Origin of the sequence: Mesorhizobium sp. B2-8-5, from assembly GCF_006440675.2 — a bacterium.
In the GTDB taxonomy this organism is placed as follows: domain Bacteria; phylum Pseudomonadota; class Alphaproteobacteria; order Rhizobiales; family Rhizobiaceae; genus Mesorhizobium.
The window spans coordinates 1728388-1751150 of the sequence record NZ_CP083951.1 but is presented as its reverse complement, the minus strand read 5'-3'; the positions used below and the strand labels follow the sequence as shown (position 1 = coordinate 1751150).

The 22763-nt window shown below is 64.9% G+C and carries 20 protein-coding genes; 18 read left to right on the top strand and 2 right to left on the bottom strand.

Translation table 11 applies throughout. From position 1 onward, the window contains the following. Positions 1 to 131: 131 nt before the first annotated feature. Positions 132 to 1487: a glutamine synthetase family protein gene (locus tag FJ430_RS08485; protein ID WP_140709494.1), complete on the top strand. Its 1356-nt coding sequence runs from the start codon at positions 132 to 134 to the stop codon at positions 1485 to 1487. 180 nt (positions 1488 to 1667) lie between these two features. On the opposite strand, the gene FJ430_RS08480 is transcribed toward FJ430_RS08485, so the two are convergent. Then, the gene (locus FJ430_RS08480; RefSeq protein ID WP_140709492.1) at positions 1668 to 2885 is read right to left on the bottom strand and encodes an NAD(P)/FAD-dependent oxidoreductase; all 1218 of its coding nucleotides are present in this window, start codon (positions 2883 to 2885) and stop codon (positions 1668 to 1670) included. Between the two features lie 8 nt (positions 2886 to 2893). After that, on the bottom strand, positions 2894 to 3658 hold the full coding sequence (locus FJ430_RS08475; RefSeq protein ID WP_140709490.1) for an HpcH/HpaI aldolase family protein: 765 nt from the start codon (positions 3656 to 3658) through the stop codon (positions 2894 to 2896). A 110-nt stretch (positions 3659 to 3768) separates the two neighbouring features. Here FJ430_RS08475 and FJ430_RS08470 point away from each other — a divergent pair, with 110 nt between their 5' ends. From FJ430_RS08470 to FJ430_RS08390, 17 genes are all read left to right on the top strand, one after another. Continuing rightward, a complete protein-coding gene (locus FJ430_RS08470) occupies positions 3769 to 4659 on the top strand; it encodes a 2-hydroxy-3-oxopropionate reductase (protein ID WP_140709488.1) in 891 nt (296 codons plus the stop codon). A gap of 2 nt (positions 4660 to 4661) precedes the next feature. After that, positions 4662 to 5474, top strand: coding sequence for a shikimate dehydrogenase family protein (locus FJ430_RS08465; protein ID WP_140709486.1), 813 nt, complete (start codon positions 4662 to 4664; stop codon positions 5472 to 5474). Next, positions 5467 to 6273: an SDR family NAD(P)-dependent oxidoreductase gene (locus FJ430_RS08460; protein WP_140709484.1), complete on the top strand. Its 807-nt coding sequence runs from the start codon at positions 5467 to 5469 to the stop codon at positions 6271 to 6273. Before FJ430_RS08465 ends, FJ430_RS08460 begins: the two co-directional genes overlap by 8 nt. Positions 6274 to 6283: 10 nt before the next feature. Further along, positions 6284 to 6631, top strand: a complete 348-nt coding sequence (locus FJ430_RS08455; RefSeq protein WP_140696701.1) for a RidA family protein — start codon at positions 6284 to 6286, stop codon at positions 6629 to 6631. A 151-nt stretch (positions 6632 to 6782) separates the two neighbouring features. After that, the gene (locus tag FJ430_RS08450; protein ID WP_140709482.1) at positions 6783 to 7571 is read left to right on the top strand and encodes a FadR/GntR family transcriptional regulator; all 789 of its coding nucleotides are present in this window, start codon (positions 6783 to 6785) and stop codon (positions 7569 to 7571) included. Positions 7572 to 7866: 295 nt separating this feature from the next. Further along, entirely contained in the window at positions 7867 to 8577 is a 711-nt protein-coding gene (locus FJ430_RS08445; RefSeq protein WP_140654351.1) for an SDR family oxidoreductase, read from the top strand. Positions 8578 to 8588: 11 nt separating this feature from the next. After that, positions 8589 to 9338, top strand: a complete 750-nt coding sequence (locus FJ430_RS08440) for an SDR family NAD(P)-dependent oxidoreductase (protein WP_140654349.1) — start codon at positions 8589 to 8591, stop codon at positions 9336 to 9338. Positions 9339 to 9416: 78 nt separating this feature from the next. After that, the gene (locus tag FJ430_RS08435; protein WP_140644673.1) at positions 9417 to 10364 is read left to right on the top strand and encodes a LysR substrate-binding domain-containing protein; all 948 of its coding nucleotides are present in this window, start codon (positions 9417 to 9419) and stop codon (positions 10362 to 10364) included. An 88-nt stretch (positions 10365 to 10452) separates the two neighbouring features. Next, positions 10453 to 11487, top strand: a complete 1035-nt coding sequence (locus tag FJ430_RS08430) for an amino acid ABC transporter substrate-binding protein (RefSeq protein ID WP_140654345.1) — start codon at positions 10453 to 10455, stop codon at positions 11485 to 11487. A 102-nt stretch (positions 11488 to 11589) separates the two neighbouring features. Then, positions 11590 to 12753 (top strand): ABC transporter permease subunit, encoded by a 1164-nt coding sequence (locus tag FJ430_RS08425; protein WP_140709480.1) that lies wholly within the window; start codon positions 11590 to 11592, stop codon positions 12751 to 12753. A gap of 9 nt (positions 12754 to 12762) precedes the next feature. Next, positions 12763 to 13836, top strand: coding sequence for an amino acid ABC transporter permease (locus tag FJ430_RS08420; RefSeq protein ID WP_226892116.1), 1074 nt, complete (start codon positions 12763 to 12765; stop codon positions 13834 to 13836). Between the two features lie 13 nt (positions 13837 to 13849). Continuing rightward, positions 13850 to 14605, top strand: coding sequence for an amino acid ABC transporter ATP-binding protein (locus FJ430_RS08415; RefSeq protein ID WP_140709475.1), 756 nt, complete (start codon positions 13850 to 13852; stop codon positions 14603 to 14605). Between the two features lie 52 nt (positions 14606 to 14657). After that, complete coding sequence (locus tag FJ430_RS08410; RefSeq protein ID WP_140709473.1) at positions 14658 to 16061, top strand: FAD-binding oxidoreductase; 1404 nt, start codon at positions 14658 to 14660, stop codon at positions 16059 to 16061. A gap of 120 nt (positions 16062 to 16181) precedes the next feature. Beyond that, complete coding sequence (locus FJ430_RS08405) at positions 16182 to 17852, top strand: thiamine pyrophosphate-binding protein (RefSeq protein WP_140709471.1); 1671 nt, start codon at positions 16182 to 16184, stop codon at positions 17850 to 17852. Then, positions 17849 to 19945, top strand: a complete 2097-nt coding sequence (locus FJ430_RS08400; RefSeq protein ID WP_140709469.1) for a hydantoinase/oxoprolinase family protein — start codon at positions 17849 to 17851, stop codon at positions 19943 to 19945. The genes FJ430_RS08405 and FJ430_RS08400 overlap by 4 nt, the downstream gene beginning before the upstream one ends. Beyond that, positions 19942 to 21558, top strand: coding sequence for a hydantoinase B/oxoprolinase family protein (locus FJ430_RS08395; RefSeq protein ID WP_140709467.1), 1617 nt, complete (start codon positions 19942 to 19944; stop codon positions 21556 to 21558). The genes FJ430_RS08400 and FJ430_RS08395 overlap by 4 nt, the downstream gene beginning before the upstream one ends. Continuing rightward, positions 21558 to 22760 (top strand): pyridoxal phosphate-dependent aminotransferase, encoded by a 1203-nt coding sequence (locus tag FJ430_RS08390; protein WP_140709465.1) that lies wholly within the window; start codon positions 21558 to 21560, stop codon positions 22758 to 22760. Before FJ430_RS08395 ends, FJ430_RS08390 begins: the two co-directional genes overlap by 1 nt. Positions 22761 to 22763: the final 3 nt, after the last annotated feature.

Genomic DNA, 22763 nt, shown 5'->3' with positions numbered 1-22763 from the left:
AGCTAGTGACTTGAAAAAATGAAGGGAAACCACTCGGCAGCAGCCGTGTTGGCCTTCACGAACTCACAAGCTGAAAATTGGATATCGTAGCCGACAGGGCTACAGCACCCAGAGAAAAAAGGGGCTGGAAATTGAGCGATGCGATTGCGGACGTTTTGAAGTGGCTGGACGGCAGGAAGGACATCCAGAGCCTGCGGGCGGCGGTGTGCGACCTGAACGGCATCATGCGCGGCAAGCGCATTCCGGTCGAGCAGGCGCGCAAGGCGCTCGAAGGCAAGCTGCGCATGCCCTATTCGGCCATCGGGCTCGACATATGGGGAGAGGACATCGAAGGCAACGCCCAGGTGTTCTCGACCGGCGACGCCGACGGGCTTTGCCATTGGACGGGACGCGGCATACTGCCCGTCAACTGGACGGCGCACCCGACGGCGCTGTTGCCGGTCTGGCTGGCGGACGACAGCGGCGCACCCTACCTCGGCGATCCGCGCCGCGCGCTGGCACGCATCCTCGACCGCTACGCCGCCCTCGGCCTGACGCCCGTTACCGCGACCGAACTCGAATTCTACCTTGTCGATCCGACGTCGCAGCGGCCTGTCGGACCGGTTTCGCCGGTAACCGGGCGGCGTCTCGATTCCGACGCGGCGCTTTCGATCGACGAGGTCGACGATTTCGAAGCCTTCATCCACGATATCTACGAAGCCTGCCGCATGCAGGACATTCCGGTCGACACCGCGATCGCCGAGAACGGCGTCGGCCAGTTCGAGATCAATCTCAACCACGTGCCCGACGCCCTGCGCGCCGCGGACGACGCCGTGCTCTTCAAGCGCACCGTCAAGGGCATTGCCCGCAAACATGGCTTCGCCGCCTGCTTCATGGCCAAGCCCTATGGCGAACGCGCCGGAAACGGCTTCCATGTCCATTTCAGCGTCCTCGACAGGCAAGGCCGCAACATCTTCGACGACGGCTCGGATCAGGGCTCCGACACCATGCGCCACGCGGTTGGCGGCCTGCTTGCCGCGATGGCTCAAAGCACGCTGGTGTTCGCGCCGCATTTCAATTCCTACCGCCGGCTGCGGCCGCGTTCCTATGCGCCGACCGCCGTCGCCTGGGGTTATGAAAACCGCATGGTGGCGATCCGCATTCCGGGCGGCCCGTCGGCCGCGCGGCGCATCGAGCATCGCGTCTCCGGCGCCGACGCCAATCCCTATCTGGTGCTGGCGGCAATCCTCGGCGCGGCGTTGATCGGCATCGAGCGCCAGCTCTCGCCCGGCGAGCCGACCGGCGGCGAGGGCCAGGGGCTGACACTCGCCAAGCTGCCGCCCGACTGGGCCTCGGCGATCGCCGCCTTCGAGACCGGTCCGCGCGTTGCCGAGATCTTCCCGGATGTGCTGCGCGACGCCTTCATCGCCTGCAAGCGCCAGGAGCTGAACACTTTCGCGCTCAACGTCAGCGACTTCGAGATAGAGACCTATCTCGAAAGTGTTTGAGGTGCGTGGGTCACCGCCGCAATCCTGAACTACCGGGCCAGGCGCCTGGCCGCGCGGATTATCTGATGGCGTCCCTCTGTAACGACCTTGCATTGGCAGCGAACGCCTCGCTCAGGCGTGCTGCAATTCGTTCCCTGTCTGTCTGCCCGTAGATTTGCGATATCCGGCAATCTGATGGTTCTAGATCACCGCTTCCTCGAGGAACGGTTCGTTGCGCGCGATCCTTTCGTAGCAGAATGACGAAAGGTCCAGCGTCTGGAACGCGCCGTGGACGATCAGCTCCGACACCGCACGGCCGACCGCCGGCGACTGCTGCAGCCCGTGCCCCGAAAAGCCGTTGGCGAACATGAAGTTCTTCACTTGCGGGTGGAAGCCGACAATGCCGTTGTGGTCGAGCATGTTGTATTCGTAATGGCCGGTCCAGCTCGTCTGCACCTTCAGCGCGTCGAAGGCCGGGATGCGGTGCCAGAGCGCCGGCCAGATATGGTCGTCGAACTCCTCGAAATGCATTTCGAAGTCGTCGTAGCTGGCCGGCCCGTCGCCCTGCGGCGTGTTGCCGGTGAGGAAAAGCTCGCCCTCCGGCCGCACGAATGTGCCTGAAAGGTCGATGACATTGGGCATGCGGCCCGGGATCGCATTGGCGCTGGCGAACACGAAGCTGTAGCGCTTGTAAGGCGCGACCGGAATGGACAGCCCGGCCATGGCGGCGACCTGCTGGGCTCGCGGACCTGCCGCGTTGACCAGCGTTCCGCAAGCGACCGTCTCGCCCGTCGAGAGCCGCACCGAGACGACCCGCCCGTCAACGACGTCCAGCGCCGTCACGGCATTGTCGATATATTCGACACCGCTGCCCCGAGCGGCGCGGCGAAAGCCGTTCAACATGCCCATGGAGTCGAACCAGCCCTCTTCGCGAGCGCCCCACGAACCGCCGCCGAGATCGTCGACATTCAGCCATGGAAAACGTTCCTTCAAGGCGCCCGGTTCGAGGAAGACGGTATGGGCGCCGAGGCTGCGCTGCAGTTCGACCCGTTCACGCGCCGCCTCCACACCCTCGGGCGAGCAGCAATAGAGATACCCGTGCTCCTTGAAGCCGAGATCGGGCGCCGGCTCGTTCGTGTAGAACGGGGCCATCCGCTCCTGGAAACCACGGATGATCTCGATGCCGAACTGGCTGATCTTCACATTGATCGGATTGGAATATTGCTGGCGGATCGCGCTGGTGGAAAGCGCGGTCGAGGAGAATTCGTAGCTTGAGTCGCGCTCGACCACGAGGATCGAAGCGCCGCTGCCCAGCGCCTGGCTCAGCCAATAGGCCGTCGACGAGCCGACGACCGCGCCGCCGACGATGACGATGTCATAGGCGTTGCGCGACGGTGCTTTGTAAGGGGGGATTGCCATGATTATTCCTACCGATTGAACGAGGCGACCAGGGCGTCCGAACCCCGCGCCAGCAGGCCGAGATCGGAACCGACCGCCACCATGGTGAAGCCGTCGGCGAGGTAGCGGTCCGCATCGGCCTTCACGGGAGCCAGGATGCCGCTGGCCTTGTCTGCCGAGGCGGCGGCCTTGCGTACCGACGATATCGCCTCCTGCACAGGCCCGGCGCCAGGATTGCCCATCGCGCCCATATTGGTGGAGAGGTCGCCCGGCCCGACGAACAGAACGTCCACACCGTCCACCGCCGCGATTTCGGCGGCGTTCGCCACACCGGCCTCGTCCTCGATCTGCACGGCAAGCAATTGCTGCTCGCGCGCCTTGGCGTGGTAGCCGGCGATGCGACCGAAAGCATTGGCGCGGTGGCCGACCGAGAAACCGCGGAAGCCGCCCGGCGCATAGGTCATCGCCGCGACGATTGCGCGTGCCTGGTCCGCCGTCCGCACATTCGGGATCATCAGGCTGCGGGCGCCGACATCTAGCACCTGTTTCATCAGATTGGGATCGTCGGATGGCAGGCGCACCACGGCTTCGCAAGGAAACGCCGCCACGACCTGCAGCTGCGCCATGATGCCGCGCAGGTCGTTCGGGCTGTGCTCGCCGTCGATCAGCAGCCAGCCCGCCCCGGAGCCCGCGACGACTTCGGTGGTGAGCGCCGAGGCCAGGGAGCACCAGATGCCGATATGAGCCCGGCCGGCCTGTACGGCCGCCTTCAGCGAATTAATGCGCTCCTGCATGTGCGATCGGTCTCCAGTCGTGAAGAAGGTGCATTGAAATTTGTATGATGTCCTATATCATATGCCTAGCTTGAGCTGCAAGGCGCTCCGGCGCCGCATGGGAGTTGCGTATGAAAATCGGCTTCATCGGACTTGGCGTCATGGGCGCGCCGATGGCCCGGCATCTCGCCGATGCCGGGCATGAGATCGTCACCGTCCTCAATCGCTCTCCCCTGCCGGAGGCCCTCGACGCATCGGTGGTTGCCTCTCCCGCCGAGGTGGCGCGGGCGTCCGAGTTCGTCATCACCATGTTGCCCGACACGCCCGACGTCGAGCGCGTCCTGTTCGGGCAGAACGGCGTGCTGGAAGGAATTTCGGCCGGCAAGCTGGTCATCGACATGAGCTCGATCAGTCCAATCGCCACGGCCGGCTTCGCCGCGAAGATAAGGCAGGCAGGCGCAGGCTATCTCGATGCGCCGGTCTCCGGCGGCGAGGTCGGTGCCAAGGCGGCCAGCCTCACCATCATGGTCGGCGGGCCGGCCGCCGAGTTCGAGCGCGCGCTGCCGATCTTCGAGAGGCTCGGCAAGAACATCACCTTGATCGGGCAAAACAACGGCGCCGGCCAGACCTGCAAGATCGCCAACCAGATCATCGTCGCGCTCAACATCGAGGCGGTCGCCGAGGCGCTGGTCTTCGCCAGCAAGGCCGGTTGCGATCCGGCCAAGGTGCGCGGCGCGCTGATGGGTGGCTTCGCCTCGTCACGGGTCCTGGAGGTACATGGCGAACGCATGATCGCCCGCAGCTTCGCGCCGGGTTTTCGTATCCGGCTGCATCAGAAGGATCTCAATCTTGCGCTGGAAAGCGCCCGCGCGCTCGGCGTTGCCTTGCCGGGCACCGCAACGGCACAACAGCTGATGAATGCCTGTTCGGCCCGGCCGGGCGGCGCGGAGGCTGACCATTCTTCACTCGTTCGAGCCCTCGAAATCCTCAGTCATCACGAACTCTCAAACGGAAAGGAATAACGATGCGCGGAACCGGCAAGGCCGATGTCTTCGTCATGCTGGCCCATCCCGTAGGCCATGCGAAAAGCCCCGGCATCTTCAACGATATCTTCGAGCAGAAGGGGCTCGACAGCCTGATGGTGCCGCTGAGTTGCCGCCCGGAGGATTTCGACACGTTCTGGGCCGGCATCACGGCGGCCGAGAACATCCGGGGCGTGATCATCTCGGTGCCGTACAAGGTTCCGGTCTTCCACAAATGCGCCGCCGCCCATGATCGCGCTTCGCGCGTGCAGAGCGCGAATTCCGTGCGCCGGCAGGCGGACGGCACCTGGTATGCCGACAATTTCGACGGCGTCGGCTTCATCGAAGGACTGAAGGCCGGCGGACACCGGATCGCAGGCAAGCGCATCCTGCAGGTCGGCGCCGGCGGCGCGGGCGCCTCGCTGACTTACTGCCTTGCCGAAGAAGGCGCTGCGGAAATCCGTCTGGCCGACATCGACAAGGAACGCGCGCAAAAACTCGCTTTGCTGGTCGGCAAGGCTTTCCCCAACTGCCGCATCGAGGTCGGAGGACCCGATCCGTCCGGCATGGATATGGCGATCAACGCCACGCCGTCCGGGCTGAAGGCCAGTGATCCATTGCCGATGGACGTCAGCAGGCTGACGCCGCAGATGACGGTCGTCGACATCATCATGGAGCCAGCCGAAACGGCGCTACTGAAGGCGGCGAAGGAGATCGGCTGCCGCATCCAGCCGGGACGCCCGATGATGGATTTCCAGGTCGAGGCCATGGCCGAATTCTTCGACATCGAGCGCAAGGATCGCCGCAATGGCTGACGCACCGACCGCCGTCGTCATTGGCGGCACGTCCGGCATAGGCCGCGCGATCGCCGAGCGCTTCGCCGGGGCCGGCTATCAGGTTGTCGTCGCCGGCCGCGATGCTGTTCGAGGCAAGGAAGCCGCCGACGCTTGCGAGAGTGCCGGCGCGCTGCGCGCTCTTTTCGTGCAAACCGATGTCGGCGACTCGGCCTCGGTCGAAGCCCTGGCCGCGGGTGTCGCAAGCGCCTTCGGCACGCCGCATGTCGTGGTCAACTGCGCCGGTATCCTGCAGAGCGGCAAGCACGTCCTCGACCAGGATCTCGACGAAGACGAGCGGATGTGGCGCATCAACTATCGCGGCACGCTGCTCGGCTGCCAGGTGTTCGGCCGGTTGATGTCGGCCGCCGGGCGCGGCGCGATCCTCAATGTCGGCTCACTTGCCTCTTTCGCGCCACTGTCGCTGCCGGCCTACACGCCGGGCAAGCATGCTGTCCTGGCGCTGACGCAAATGCTGGCCGCCGAGCTCGGCCCGCATGGTGTTCGCGTCAATGCCGTGGCGCCCGGCTACACGCTGTCGGACGGGCTGAAGGCAAAGATCGCCAAGGGCGAGCGCAACCCGCAAGCCATCCAGGCTACGACTGCGCTGCGCCGCTTCGTCGAGCCGCGCGACGTCGCCGAGGCTGCCTTGTTCCTCTGCTCCGACCGCGCCGCGTCGATCACCGGCGTCACGCTTCCGGTCGATGCCGGCTGGCTCGTGCAGGCGCCATACGCGCAGTACCTGCAAGGCAACCCCATCCGGCAGACGCCGGCAATCTGAGAGAGAACAAGTGAGCGACATTCAGCGCTTCGACTTCGACACCCGCATCCATCACGGCGTCATCCACAATGGGACGCTCTACCTCACCGGCCAGGTCGCTCGGCCCGGCCAATCGGCGGCCGACCAGATGCGCGAGGTGCTCGGCAAGATCGACGCGCTGCTTGCCAAGGCAGGCACGGACAAGACGCGCATCCTCCACGTCCAGATGTGGCTGGACGACGTGCGCGATTTCGACGAGGTCAACACGGTCTGGGACGCCTGGATGCCGAAGGAGCATGCGCCGGCGCGATCCTCCGGCGAAGGCCGGATGGCCAAGCCCGGCATGCTGGTCGAACTGATCGTCACCGCGGCGGTTTGAATGGTCCTGCCGGTTCGGGCATCATCCCCGAATCTGGGTCGAGCGTTTCAGCTTTTCACGGAAACGCCGAACCGCTCTATCTCTTTGTTTCTACGCAATCCGGACGGAAAACCGCTACACGCTTTTCCTGGAATTGCTCTAGGGGAGACTGATGACGAAGCGCAAGCCGCTGTCCACCGTCGTGGCGGAGAGCCTGTCCGAAAAGATCCGCTCCGGATCGCTGCTTCCCGGCGCCCAACTGCCGACGGAGGCGGAACTTTGCGCCGAATACGACGTCAGTCGCACCGTCGTGCGCGAGGCGGTAGCGCGGCTGCGCTCAGAGGGCATGGTTGTGCCGCAACAGGGACGCGGCATGTTCGTCAGCGACACGCCCGCGCCGCGCAATTTCTCGATTCCGGAGGAGGCGCTGCGGACATTACCGGAGACCATCGCCTTGCTTGAGCTCAGATTGAGCGTCGAAGTGGAATCCGCCGGGCTCTGCGCGGAACGGCGGACCGACAAGGAGGCAAGCGACATCCGCGCCATGATGGATGAGATCGACGCGCGGCATGCGGACCCCGCCGCCGTCCAGATCCACTACGACTATGATTTCCACCTCGCGATCGCCAAGTCTGCGCGCAATGAATTCATCCATGGCTTCTTGAGCTATCTCGGGCCGATGATCGTGCCGCGATTCCAGCTCGGCTACGTGGTCGAGCCCGCGCTCAAGGACAGCTACTACGCGCGCATCCACAGCGAGCACAAGGCGATCGTCGATGCCATCGAAAGCCAGGACGCAAGCAAGGCCCGCCAGGCGATGCGCAAGCATCTGCAGAACAGCCTGGGACGTGTGCGCGCGCTGGCGAAAGCTTCGGGCATCGAGGCCACCGAAGCAGAACAGAAAGCCGCCGCCGTCTCGCTTTTCACCGACCTGAGAAAGCCCTTGCCGACAGCCGGATAGTTTGGCCGGCTTCGATGTCGTTCGCCCCCGCCGCCGCGCGCCAAGCCAGTCGTTCGCGAAAGCCGTGTTTTTTCTCGGTTTGCGGCCAATGGCCCGCTCCCGCGCGCTGAAAACGTTGTTTTCCTTGGGCTGTCTGCATTTTCCGCCGCACCGGAAGGTTGGAATATTCCGGTCGGCAGCAAGGCTTTCGAAAGTTTATCTTTCCTTTTTGCTGGTTTTCTTGGTTTCGCGGCGTCGGCCCGCGCCGCACACTGAAAACTAGGCAAATGGGGAAGCCGCAAATGGGGAAGCCCAAGTGACGACAGCCTTCATCACCGGAGCGACGAGCGGCATGGGACGGGCGATGGCGATCGCGCTGAGCGACGCCGGCTACGACGTCTATGCGGCCGGCCGCAGCCAGGCGGCGCTGAAAGACCTGCAGGCCGAGCGCCCGGGCATCGTGCCCATCGCCGTCGACGTCACCGATCGTGAGGCGCTGGAAGCGGTGCTGGCGGATCTCACCATCGATGTGCTGATCAACAATGCCGGCATCATGCCGCCGCTCGGCAATTTCGCCGACATGAAGATCGCCGACATCGACACCACGCTGGAGGTGAACCTCAGCGCGGCGATCCTGCTCACCCGCCTCGTCGTGCCGCAGATGCGGGAGCGGCAGTCGGGGCACATATTGTTCACCGGCTCCGTCGCGGGCCACGCCGCATTCTCCAACATTGCCGTCTATGCGGCCACCAAGGCTGCGATCTCCGGCTTTGCCGCCGCGCTGCGCGCCGACCTCTCCCCGTCCGGCGTGCGCGTCACCGAGATCGTCGCCGGCCGTGTCGAGACGCAGCTCTACCAGGACATCCTCGACGCCAAGGCGCGCGCCGCCATGTACGCCAGCAAGGTGGTGCAGCCCGACGACGTGGCCCGGATGGTCGTCGCGGTGCTCGCGCTGCCGGCATGGGCCGACGTCACCCGTTTCGACATCATGCCGACCTGGCCGACCTCGCCCAGCGGCACCAAGTAGGGAAAACTGCAATGAAGGATCTTTCCGTTCTGATCGTTGGTGGCGGCGCCGGCCTCGGCGCGCTCCTGGCCAAGATGGCTGTCGAGGCCGGGGCGGCAAAGATCGGCATCATCGACATCAACCAGCAGGCTGCGGAGGGCGCGCTCGAACCGGCGAAGGCTAAGGGCCTGCCGACCGCGGCCGCGACTGGCGACATCCAGGTCGGTCCGCAATGCCACGCCGCCTTCGACGCCATCGTGGCCAAGCTCGGGCGCGTCGACACGCTGATCAACTGCGCCGCCATCTATCCGCGTCGGCCGCTGCTCGAGATCACCGACGCCGAGTGGGACGCCTCAAACGGCATCAACATCAAGGGCACCTACCATATGATGGTGGCGGCAGTCCGCCATATGCAGGCGCAAGAGCCGAAGGATCATGTGCGCGGGCGGATCGTGAACCTGACCTCGGTCGACGCCTTCAAGGCGCATCCGCAGAACGCCCACTATGCTGCAACGAAGGCAGCCGTCGTCAGCCTGACGCGGTCCTTCGCGCACTATGCCGCCAAGGACGGCATCCTGGTGAACTCCGTGGCGCCGGCCGGCATGGCCACCGAGAAGGCCAAGGCACTCGGCTTCCTCGAGGAACTGGCCAAGGCAAGTCCGCTCGGCCGTGGCGCCGAGCCCACCGAGATCGCCGAATGGGTACTGATGACCGGCGGCCCGAAGAACACCTACATGACCGGAGAAAACGTAATTGTTTCAGGCGGTTACATCTACGCATAGCGTCCCAGCGGCCTGGCGTCGCCGGACATATGGCAGTGCATGATTGACAGAGCTCGAACGAAAGGAGGCGGAATTACCATGACCGGCAAGCTTCGCCTTCCTTCGCTGAATGCGCTTCGCGTCTTCCACGCCGTCGCGCAGCACAAGAGCTTCCGGCAGGCGGCCGACGAGCTCCTGGTCACGCCGCAGGCGGTCGGGCAGCAGATCAAGCTCCTGGAAGACACGCTTCAGGTGACGCTGTTCGAGCGCAGGGGCCGGTCCATCGAATTGACCGAGTCGGCGATCCTGCTCTCGCACTACGTCAAGGCGGGCTTCGACGAGTTCTCCGAAGGCGTGCGCCGCGTCACCAAGTCGAACTACCGCGACCGCATCAACCTCAATGCGAGCCCGTATTTCGCGACGCATTACCTGCTGCCAAGGCTTTCGCTGTTCCGCGAGATGCTGCCGGGAGCGGACCTGCGCCTGACCACGATGGTCGACCTGCCCGACTTCGGCCGCGACGATATCGATATGACGGTACAGTGGGGCTACGGCAACTGGCCCGACTACGAGGTCACGCTGCTGGTGCCTGACCCCAAGATCATCTGCTGCACGCCGGCGATCGGCGAGAAGATCAAGTCGGCGCATGACCTGACGCGTTTCACGCTGCTCGACACGGTCAAGTCGAAGCGCCTGTGGCCGGACATATTGCGGCACCTCGGCGTGGAGCTGACCGACGGAGACCGCAGCATCAGCTTCGACGACGCGGCGACGATGCGCCGGGCGACCTTGCAAGGCATCGGCGTCGGCCTCGTCTCCGTCATCGACGCCGAGGAGGATTTTCGCTCCGGCGCGCTGGTCGCGCCGATCGGCCGCGACGCCATCGCCGATATGAAGCCGGAAGAAGTCCCCGGCTTCTACCTCGTCGTTCCGCGCGGGCATTTGCGCGTGAAGGCGGTGGCAGCGCTCCATCGATGGCTGGGCCAGGAAGATTGGCGCAGCGACCTCAAGATCTCCTTGCCGAAACCGACCCCGCTTTCCGACTGACAAGCGGCTTAGAGACCGAGCTCCGAAAGGCATCCTACGGGCTCCAACAACAAGAAACGGAACAACCTCAACAGTGGAGACAATCAAAATGAAAATGATCAAATGGGGGGCCGCCGCCATGGCCCTGGGCCTCGTTCATCTGGCCGCACCCGCTGAAGCCGCCGGCGGCAAGACGCTCGAAACCGTCAAGGCGCGCGGCGTGCTCAACTGCACCGGCCATGACGGCTCATATCTCGGCTTTGCCGAGGTGGACGACAAGGGCAACTGGAAGGGCATGGACATCGACCTCTGCAAGGCGGTGGCCACGGCCGTGTTCGGCGATCCGGCGAAGCTGAAGATCGTTCCGATCAGCTGGGCGCAGCGGTGGCCGTCGCTCCAGTCGGGCGATGTCGACATCATCATCAAGGCTTCGGGCGGCACGCTCAGCCGCGACACCGAGCTCGGCCTGCAATTCTCCATGTCCTATTACCTCGGAACCACCAAGGTGATGGCGCATAAGGAGCTGAACCTGAAGTCGCTCAAGGACGCCAATGGCGGCACGATCTGCATCCCCGCCGGCACCTCGCAGGAGCAGCAGGTCGCCGCCTACGCCCAGAAGCTCGGCATCAAGCTCGAGCCGGTGCTGATCGAAAAGACCGAAGAGCTGGAACAAGCCTATTTCTCCGGCCGCTGCGATCTCTATGCGCAGTGGGGTCCGACGCTGGCCATCGCCCGCATCGCCAAGAGCAAGGTCGAGGATCATGTGATCCTGCCCGACGTGCTCGCGGTCGAGCCCGAAGTGATGATCATGCGCCAAGGCGATGACAACTGGGTGGACATCGCCAACTGGACGCTGAGCACCCTGATCTTCGCCGAGCAGGAAGGCATCACCTCCAAGAATGTCGACGAGATCAAGGCCAAGCCGACCTCGCCGCAGGTGGCCAAATTCCTCGGCGTCACGCCGGGCATGGGCAAGGGTCTCGGGCTTTCCGACGACTGGGCCTACAACGTCATCAAGAAGGTCGGCAATTACGGCGAGATCTTCGATCGCGATCTCGGCAAGGATTCGCCCTACAAGATGGATCGCGAGCTGACCAACCTGTGGAACAATGGCGGCGTCCTGTTCCCGCTGGTGATCGATTGATCCCCTTGGTGATCGACTGATCCGCGTCTGAAGTTATCCTGCTCTGGGCTCCGCCTGGCTTGCGCCGGGCGGAGCCGACAGCAATTCGAGAAAGCTAGGTCGATGGTCAGCCTGCTGAGAAATCAGAAGGTCCGCAACACGCTGTTGCAGGTTCTCTATGTCGGCGCGCTTGCGGCGCTTGTGCTCGCCGGCGTGGTCATCGCCCGGCGCAACCTTGCCGAGCAAGGGATCACCTCCGGCTTCGACTTCCTCTACAAGTCGACCGGCTGGGACGTGAACTTCTCGCTGCTGCCCGCCACGGCCAACGATCCCTATTGGTGGTTCTTCCTCATCGGCATCATCAACACGCTGTTCCTCGGCACCGTCGGGCTGATGCTGGCGACGCTGGTCGGAACGATCGTCGGCCTGGCACGAACGTCCTCGAACGAATTGGCGCGGCTGCTCGGCCGCACCTATGTCGATATTTTCCGCAACATCCCGCTGATCCTCCAGGTCTTCTTCTGGTACGCCGTCATCACGCACCTGCCGACGCCGCGCGCTGCGCATGAGGCATTCGGCATGCTGCTGACCAGCCGCGGCCTCTACTTGCCGATCCCCAATGTCGGGGCCATCGCGTTTGCGGCGGCGATACTTGCCGTGATCGCGGCAATCGCGCTGCCCGTCTGGCTGGGCAGAACGTCGCGCCTTGGCCGACCATTCGGCGAGCGGCTCGGCATTCAACTGGCCGCGGCGGCGACGGCGTTGGCCACCGCCGCCGTGATCCTGGCGCTCGGTCGCTTGCCGGACCTGCCACTTCTCGACTTCCCCGCCTTGCAAGGCCTGAATCTCAAGGGAGGCCTGCGCATTCCGCCGGAGTTTTCCGCGCTGGCGATCGCCATCGCCATCTATGGTGGTTCCTACATCGCCGAGATCGTGCGCGGCGGCTTCAAGGCGGTGGGCAAAGGCCAGATGGAAGCGGCGCTTTCGCTGGGCTTGAGCCCGTGGCGCGTGTTCACGCTTGTGCGGTTGCCGCTGGCGCTGCGCGCCATGCTGCCGATCCTCGCCAACCAGTATGTCTGGCTGATGAAGGCGACGACCATGGGCATCGCCGTCGGCTTCACCGATTTCTTCATGATCGTGGCGCTGACCATCAACCATTCCGGCCAGACGCTGGAAACCATCGGCATCCTGATGGCGGGTTTCCTCGCCATCAACCTCAGCCTTGCCGCCATCTTCAACCACATCAACAAAGCCATTGCCCTGAAGGGCAATCAACTGAGGGCGTGAGAGATGGAGATGGTCGTTGTCGCTCCCCCTGCCCCGGGAAAGGTCGAAGACCTGAAGCGCCGCTTCTTCGCGACGCCGCTTCAGGCGCTGCTATCGCTGATCTCGCTGGCGATCATGGCGTTCGTCGTCTGGAAGCTGCTCGACTGGGCAGTCTTCTCGGCTGTATTCACAACGAGCGGCGGACCCGAGGCCTGCCAGGCGGCGGCCGGCGCCTGCTGGTCGGTCATCGCGGCAAGGTGGCGCATCATCCTCTTCGGCCTCTATCCCTTCGAGGAGCAATGGCGCTCCGCACTTGCCTGTGTGGCCGTCGTGGTGATGACGGTGCTGAGCTGCATCCCGGCCTTCTGGACGGGCCGCCGCATCGCGTTCGTCTGGGGAGCAGGCACGGCCCTCTATTATGTGCTGATGAAGGGCGGCGTGCTTGGACTGCCTTATGTCGGCGAGGAAGCCTGGGGCGGCCTGGCGCTGACCCTCTTCATCTTCGTCACCACCTGCCTGATCGGCTTCCCGCTGGCGATCTGCCTGGCTCTGCTGCGGCGCTCGGAGCTTCCCTGGATATCGCGGACCACCGCCCTCATCATCGACGGGGTTCGATCGCTGCCGTTGATCTCGATCCTGTTCACCTTCGCCATCGTCCTGCCCTTCGCGCTGCCGCAATGGCTGGTGGGCGACAAGCTCTATCGGGTCATCCTCGGCTCCGCCCTGTTCTTCTCGGCCTACCAGGCCGAGATCGTGCGGGGCGGCATGCAAGGGGTGCCGGCGGGACAGGAAGAAGCCGCCATGGCTCTCGGCATGAGCTACTGGCAGCGCATCGGCCGCATCCTTCTGCCGCAGGCGATGCGCAACGCGCTGCCGGCGACGATCAACCAGTTCGTGATCTCGTTCAAGGAAACCTCACTGGTGGTCATCGTCGGCTTCTTCGAGATCCTGGCCTCCGGCAACGCCGCCTACGGCACCGGCGAATGGCGCTTCGCCTATGTCGAGGTCTACGCCTTCATCGCCTTCATCTACTTCGTCTTCGTCTTCAGCCTGTCCCGCTACGGCGCTTTCCTCGAGCGCCGCATGTCGGTCGGCGAACGGTGAGGAGGCGGTAGACATGAATCCGGGCAAAGCTTCCGGACCGGCGGTCCGCATCGAAAACCTCGACAAACACTACGGGACATTCCATGCGCTGCGGAAGGTGAACCTGTCCGTCGGGCGGGGCGAAAGGATCGTCGTCTGCGGTCCTTCCGGCTCCGGCAAGTCCACCATGATCCGCTGCATCAACCGGCTCGAGCAGCACGATGGCGGCCGCATCACCGTGCTCGGCACCGAGCTCAACGACGATGTCGCCAACATCGACGGGATCAGGCGCGAAGTCGGCATGGTGTTCCAGCACTTCAACCTGTTCCCGCATATGACGGTGCTGGAGAACTGCATGATCGCGCCGATGATCGTGCGCAAGCTGCCGCGCGCGGAAGCGGAGACAACTGCCCGGCGCTATCTTGAGAAGGTCCGCATCCCCGAGCAGGCGATGAAGTTTCCCGGCCAGCTCTCCGGCGGCCAGCAGCAGCGTGTGGCGATTGCGCGGGCGCTTTGCATGCAGCCGCAGATCATGCTTTTCGACGAGCCGACCTCGGCGCTCGATCCGGAAATGATATCGGAGGTGCTGGACGTGATGGTGACGCTCGCCTCCGACGGCATGACGATGATCTGCGTCACGCATGAGATGGGCTTTGCGCGGCGTGTCGCCGACCGGGTGGTCTTCATGGACGGCGGAGAGATCGTCGAGGAGGCGCCGCCGGAGGAGTTCTTCACCTCTTGCCGGAACGAGCGCACGCGACAATTCCTGTCGCAGGTCCTGGGTCATTGAGCCGTACGGCCTTACTGTCTATACGCGGCTCATCCACATCTCAGGTACCCAGATGGCTGATCTCGTTATCGCATTGCAGGCAATCCTCGGGCCGAAAGGCTGGCTTTCCGGTGGTGATGCCGAGCCCTACCACCGCGATTGGCTCAACCGCTATGGCGTAGCGCCTCTTGGGATTGCCAGGCCTGCCAGCGCCGCGGAGGTGGCGGCAGTCGTAAACATATGCAGGGAGGCAGGCGTGGCGGTGATCCCGCAAGGCGGGAACACCGGCCTGTGCGGCGGCGCCGTCGCCGATCGGGCGAACGCGGCGATCGTCTCGCTCTCACGCATGACGGCGATCGGCGAACCGGAGCCGGAGAGCGGATCGATCATCGTCGACGCGGGCGTCGTGCTTGCCGCGCTGCATGAGGCGCTGGAACCGCATGGCCTGATGTTTCCGATGCATCTCGGGGCCGAAGGCAGCGCCAGGATCGGCGGCCTGATCGGCACCAATGCCGGCGGCAGCCAGGCGTTTCGCTTCGGCATGATGCAGGATCTGGTGCTCGGCCTCGAGGTCGTGATGCCGGACGGCACGGTGTGGGACGGTCTTCGCGCCGTGCAGAAGGACAATGCCGGCTATCAGCTGCGCAAGCTGTTCTGCGGTTCGGAAGGCACGCTCGGCATCGTGACGCGCGCCGTGCTTCGGCTCTATCCCACGCCAAAGCAGCAGGCGAGCGCGCTCTTGGTGATGTCCGACTTCGCCGCCGCCGTGTCCTTCGGCGCCTTCCTGCGCGGCGAGGCCGGAGAATTCCTGGCCGGCCTCGAGTTCTTTTCGGATGTCGGCCTGACGCTCGCGCTCAAGCATCTGCCGGATCTTGCCTATCAGCTGGAGACGAGGGGCGACGTCTATCTGCTCGTCGAAGTGGCGTCGGGCTCGACGCGCGTCCCTCTCGACGAGATCCTGGCTTCGGCGCTGGAATGGGGCATGGAGCAAGGCCTGGTCGTGGATGGCGCGCTGGCCAATTCGGGCGCGCAACGGGCGCAGTTCTGGCGGCTGCGCGAGGAGCAGCCGGAGGGCCAGCGGCTGGAGGGCGAGCAGCTCAAGCACGACATCTCCGTGCCGCCGGGCGCGATCGCGCGCTTCATCGAGGCCGGCGCGAAACTATGCCACGACATTCTTCCCGGCGTGCGGATCAACCCGTTCGGCCATCTCGGCGACGGCAACATCCACTACAATCTGTCGCCGCCGGAAGGCCGCGCCGATTTCGACGGCAAGGCTGGGGCATTCGCCGAGGCGCTGGCTGCCTTAGCCACCGACATGGGCGGCAGCTTTGCCGCCGAGCATGGGCTCGGCCGCGCCAAGATCGCCATGGCCGACCGTAACCGCGGCTCCACCGAGCGTAGCCTCATGGCGCGGCTCAAGCGCGCATTCGATCCGCAGGCTACGATGAACCCCGGTGTTCTGGTTCGGATTCCATAGCAAAGAAAAACTTTCGTATGGATCGCATTTCTTGATTTCGCGCCGGCCCGCCGCGGTGCAGGTATAGTTGCAAGGGCAGGCCCGGTCCGCTTGCCGCCAGCTTTAAGAGGATGTCGAAGCATGGTCCGCAATGGCGGTCGCCTTCTTGTCGAGTGCCTCATCGCCTTGGGTGTCACCAAGAGCTTTGGCGTTCCCGGCGAGAGCTATCTGGCCGTCCTCGACGCGCTGCACGATACCCATGGCAAGCTCGACTACGTGCTTTGCCGCAACGAAGGCGGCGCGGCCTTCATGGCTTCCGCCTATGGCAAGCTGACGGGCACACCGGGCATCTGCTTCGTGACGCGTGGCCCGGGCGTGACCAATGCCAGCATCGGCGTCCACACCGCCATGCAGGACTCCTCGCCCATGATCCTCTTCGTCGGCCAGGTCGGCACCGACATGAAAGGCCGCGAAGCCTTCCAGGAGATCGATTACCGGGCGGTCTATGGGACCGTCGCAAAATGGGCGGTCGAGATCGACGACGTCGCGCGACTTCCCGAGATCGTAGCGCGCGCCTGGACCACCGCCTTGACCGGCCGGCCCGGCCCCGTCGTCGTCGCGCTGCCCGAAGACATGCTGACGACCATGACCGAGGCCGCGCCGCTCAGCGGCCCTGCTTCGATTTTCGAAGCCGCTCCGTCGCGGGATGCCGTCGCGGCGGCGCTTGAGATGCTGGCTGTGGCAGAGAAGCCAGCGCTGCTCATGGGTGGCGCCAACTGGACGACCGATGGACGCGCCGCGCTCCAGGCCTTCGCCGAGGCTTCAGACATCCCTGTGGTTGCCGCCTTCCGCTACCAGGACCAGTTCGACAACCATTCGCCGGTGTTCGTCGGCGAAGCCGGCGTCGGCATGGTGGCGCATGTCAAGACGCTGATCCGCGATGCGGACGTGATTCTGGCCGTCAATGTCCGCTTCGGCGAGATGACGACGGACGGCTACACGCTGCTCGACGTTCCGGTGCCGCGCCAGAAGCTGATCCATGCGCACGGCTCCGACCGCGAGATCGGCAAGATCTATGTGCCCGCGATCGGTATCCACGCCGGCCCGAACACTTTCGCCAAGGCCCTGACGCCGGTGAAGGGTGGCTGGGCCGACTGGCGCGCGGCGGCGCGCAAGGCCTATGAAGGCGCCTTCGCGGCACCCGTACAGCCCGGCCCGGTCGACATGGTCGCGGTCAGCGCCTGGCTGCGCGAGACCTTGCCGACCGACGTCATCGTCACCAACGGCGCCGGCAATTTCACCGTATGGCCGAACAAGTTCTTCAAATTCGGACCGCAGGCGCGGCTGCTCGCGCCGCAATCCGGCGCCATGGGCTACGGCCTGCCGGCGGCAGTCGCCGCGAAGGTCGCCTATCCGGACCGCACTGTCGTCTGCTTTGCCGGCGACGGCGACTTTCAGATGAATTGCCAGGAGCTCGGCACTGCCATGCAGGCAGGCGCGCAGCCGATCGTGCTCATCATCAACAACGGCATTTACGGTACGATCCGCGCGCATCAGGAACGCAACTATCCGGCCCGCGTCTCCGGCACCTCGCTGGAAAACCCGGACTTCGTGGCGCTGGCAAAGGCCTATGGTTTTCACGCCGAGCGCGTCGAATCGACCGGGGATTTCGCCGCCGCCTTCGATCGGGCGCTCGCCTCGACAACGGGCGCGGTCCTCGACATCGCCATCTCGCCCGAAGCGCTCACGCCCCGGCAAACCCTTTCCCAGATGCGCGACGCCGCGCTTGCTTCGCAGAAGGCCAAGGCATGACCTCCAGATCAGACGACATCCGTCTCGGCGCCGACATTGGCGGCACCTTCACCGACATCGCGCTCGATGTCAGGGGGACGATGTTTTCGACCAAGGTGCTGACCAATTATGCGGCGCCCGAGCAGGCGATCCTCGACGGTATCGACGTGGTGATCCGCGATGCCGGAATTTCTGCAACCGAGATCGGCATCATCATCCACGGCACGACGCTCGCCACCAACGCGCTGATCGAGCGGCGCGGCGCCCGGACCGCGCTGGTCACGACCGAAGGTTTTCGCGACGTGATCGAGATGCGGACGGAGAACCGCTTCGAGCAGTATGACTTGAACCTGCAACTGCCGACGCCGCTGATCCCGCGCGAGGACCGCTTCACAGTCAGGGGCCGCATCGGCGCCGAGGGACAGGAGCTGCAGCCGCTCGACGAAGCCGCGCTCGAGGAGATCGCCGACCGGATCGCTGCCGGCAATTTCGGCTCGGTGGCGATCGGCTTCATCCACGCCTACGCCAACCCCGACCACGAGCGTCGCGCCCGCGAGATCCTCTCCAGGAAACTCACCATCCCGATTTCGATCAGCGCCGAGGTGTCGCCGCAGATGCGCGAGTTCGAGCGCTTCAACACGGTCTGCGCCAACGCCTATGTGCGGCCGCAGATGGCTGACTACCTCGCCCGCCTGCAGACGCGGCTGAAGGACATGGGCGCCGACTGCCCGGTCTTCATGATCCATTCGGGCGGCGGCCTGATCTCGGTCGAAACCGCTTCGGAATTCCCGGTTCGCCTGGTCGAATCCGGTCCTGCGGGAGGCGCCATTTTCGCCGCCGACATCGCCCGGCGCTTCGGGCTCGAAAAGGTCGTCTCCTATGACATGGGCGGCACCACCGCCAAGATCTGCCTGATCGAGGATTTTGCGCCGCGCACGGCGCGGACCTTCGAAGTAGCCCGCACCTACCGCTTTTCGAAGGGCTCGGGCATGCCGATCTCCATCCCGGTGATCGAGATGATCGAGATCGGCGCCGGCGGCGGCTCGATCGCCTGGGTCGACGCCATGGGCCGCATTCAGACCGGACCGGAAAGCGCCGGCTCTGAACCCGGCCCCGCCTGCTACGGCCGCGGCGGCAAGCGTCCGGCGATCACCGACGCCGACCTCGTGCTCGGCAAGCTGGACCCCGACAATTTTGCCGGGGGCGCGATCAAGCTCGACACCGCCGCGTCCGAGCAGGCGATCCTGCGCGACGTCGGCGAGCGCCTGTCGCTGAATGCCATGGCGACCGCCTTCGGCATCTGCGAGGTGGTGGACGAGAACATGGCGAATGCTGCCCGCGTCCACGCCGTCGAAAACGGCAAGAACATCTCCGACAATCTGATGATCGCCTTTGGTGGCGCAGCACCCCTCCACGCCGCAAGGCTTTGCGAAAAGCTCGGGATCGACCAATGCATCGTGCCGCGCGGCGCCGGCGTCGGGTCGGCGATCGGCTTCCTCAAGGCGCCGTTCGGCTACGAAGCCCTGGCGTCGAAGCTGACGCGCCTGTCGCGCTTCAAGCCGGCCGAAGTCAACGCACTCCTCGCCGACCTCAAAGCCTCCGCCGAGGGTTTCGTGCGCACCGGCGCCAGCGGAAAAGTCGTCTGCGAGATCACCGCCTTCATGCGCTATGCCGGCCAAGGCTGGGAAATCCCCGTGCCGCTGGCGGACGAACCGTTCGGCGACGATGCCGTGGCAAAGCTCAAGGAGCTGTTCGAGCAGAACTACCAGCGCTTCTTCGGCCGCGCCATCGAAGGCCTCGACGGTTTGGAGATCGAGATCGTCACCTGGTCGGTCAAGGCGACGGACGTTCGGCCCCCAGGCGCAAGACATGAGCTCATCATCGGCAAGAAGACCAGCGAGCCGACAACGGCGCGCGCGGTGTTCGATCCGGTCAGCGGCGCGCCGCGCAGCTATGGCATTGTCGAGCGTGACACGCTCTGCGCCGGCGATCGCGTCGCCGGTCCGGCAGTCATCGTGGAGCGCGAGACGTCCACCGTCGTCACCACCAGCTTCGACGCCGTCATCCAGAGCGAAGGCGCGATACTCCTGATCCGCAAAGGCAGCCAGGCATGAGCGATATTGGCGAAATCCGCATGCAGGTCATGTGGAACCGGTTGATCTCGGTGGTCGAGGAGCAGGCGCTCACTTTGCTGCGCACCGCCTTCTCGACCTCCGTGCGCGAATCCGGCGACCTGTCGGCCGGCGTGTTCGATCCGCGCGGCCAGATGCTGGCGCAGGCGGTGACCGGCACGCCGGGCCACGTCAACACCATGGCCGAGGCGGTGCTGCATTTCATGCACGCAATCCCGCGCGAGGAGATGTTCGAAGGCGACACCTATGTCACCAACGACCCTTGGCTCGGCACCGGCCACCTGCACGACATCACCATGGTGTCGCCGTCCTTCCTCAACGGCGAGCTCGTGGCCTTCTTCGCCTGCACGGCGCATGTCGTCGATGTCGGCGGCCGCGGCTTCGGCGCCGACGGCAAGTCGGTCTATGAGGAAGGCATCCAGATCCCGATCATGAAGTTCGCGGAAAAGGGCAAAGTCAATCTCGATCTCGTCCGCATCCTGCGCGCCAATGTCCGCGAGCCCAACCAGGTGGTTGGTGATTTCTATTCCTTGGCCGCCTGCAACGAGGTCGGCCACCGGCGCCTGGTCGACATGATGAAGGAGATCGGCCTGGCCTCGCTCGGCGGGCTCGGCGACTTCATCTTCTCGCGCACCCGCGACGCGATGCTCGAGCGCATCGAGGCGCTGCCGAAGGGAAGCTGGTCGAACGAGCTGGTGACCGACGGCTACGACGAGCCGGTCAAGCTTGCAGCCACGGTCTCGGTCCGCGACGACCATGTCGAAGTCGATTTCACCGGCACCGATCCGATGAGCCGGTGGGGCATCAACTGCCCGATCATCTACAGCAAGGCCTATGCCTGCTATGCGCTGAAATGCATGGTGGCGCCCGACATTCCCAACAACGCCGCTTCGCTCGCCTTTTTCACCGTGTCGTCGCCGGTCAACATCCTGAACGCGGTGCGGCCGGCGCCGGTGGCGCTCAGGCATATTTTCGGCCACATGGTTCCCGATCTGGTGCTCGGCGCCTTCTCCAAGGCGTTGCCCGGAAAAATCCTTGCCGAAGGCGCCGGCGCGCTCTGGAACATCCATATTTCGGCGCGCCCCGTTGCCGGCGCATCCGGCCGGCGCGCCGAGGTGCTGATGTTCAACTCCGGCGGCATGGGCGCCCGCCCCGAGCTCGACGGATTGTCGGCCACGGCCTTTCCGTCGGGCGTCCACACCATGCCGATCGAGGCGACCGAGCATACCGGGCCGATCGTCATCTGGCGCAAGGAGCTACGGCCCAACTCCGGCGGCGACGGCGAATTCCGCGGCGGCTTGGGGCAGGTTATCGAGATCGCCGCCACCGACGGCCATGAATTCGACTTCTCGGCCATGTTCGACCGCGTCAATCATCCGGCCCACGGACGCAACGGCGGCAAGCCGGGCGTCGCTGGTGTCGTCAAGCTCGACGACGGCACAAAGATGCGCCCGAAAGGCTGGCAGCATGTGCCGGCAGGGCGGCGGCTGATCCTCGAACTGCCGGGCGGCGGCGGCTATGGCGATCCGGCCAAACGCAATGCGGCCGCGCGAGCCAATGACCGGTCCAAGGGTTACATCACGGAGAACGACTGATGAGCTATGTTGCCTCTCGCCTGTCGGCGGTGAAGCCTTCGGCTTCGATGGCGGCTTCGCAGGCCGCCAAGGCGCTGCGCGCCAAGGGCGTCGACGTGATCGATCTCGGCCTGGGCGAACCCGATTTTCCGACACCGCATCACATCGTCGATGCCGCTCATTTCGCCGCCAAGGCCGGCCAGACACTCTACACGGCCGCCGCCGGCACAGTCGAAGTGCGCGAAGCCATAGCCGGCAAATTCCGCCGCGAGAACGGGCTGGACTACACCGCCGATGATATCGTCGTCGCCAACGGCGCCAAGCAGATCATCTTCAACGCGCTTATGGCGACGCTCGAGACCGGCGACGAGGCGATCCTGCCGGCGCCCTATTTCGTCTCCTACCCGGAAATGGTGAAGCTGCTCGGCGGCACGCCGGTCGTCGTCGAATGCCCGGAGACCACCGGCTTCCGGCTGACGCCGGCGCTCTTGGAAAAGGCGATCACGCCAAGGACGAAGTGGCTCTTCCTCAACATGCCGGGCAACCCGTCCGGCGCGGTTTATTCGCAATCCGATCTCAAGGCGCTGGGCGCGGTGCTGGCGAAGCATCCTCAGGTGCTCATCCTTTCCGACGAGATCTACGAGCACATCCTGTTCGACGGACGCGAGTTCGTTTCCTTCGGCAAGGCCTGCCCCGAGCTCAAGGACCGCACGCTGATCGTCAACGGCGTTTCGAAATCCTATGCGATGACCGGCTGGCGCGTCGGCTACGCGGCCGGGCCGACACCACTTCTCAAGGCGATGTCGACCATCCAGAGCCAATCCTGCACCTCGGTTTGCTCGATCGCGCAGGCAGCGACTGTCGCCGCGCTCAACGGCCCGCAGCATGAAGTCGCCCGCTTCCGCCAGGCTTTCGAGGCGCGCCGCGACCTGGTGGTGGACGGCATCCGGAAGATCAACGGCCTGACGCTGCCGCCGCCGGGTGGCGCTTTCTACGCCTATATCGGCTGCGCCAGCCTGATCGGCCGCAAGACACCCAAGGGCGTCGTGCTGGAGGACGATGCGGCTGTGGCAAACTATCTCCTGAACGAAGGCCGGGTGGCGTCGGTGCCTGGCGTCGCCTATGGACTGTCGCCCTATTTCCGCATCTCGACCGCGACCAGCGAAGAGGTGCTGACCGAGGCGATCGCGCGGATCAACGCCGCCGTCGCGCAAGTGGAGTAAGTG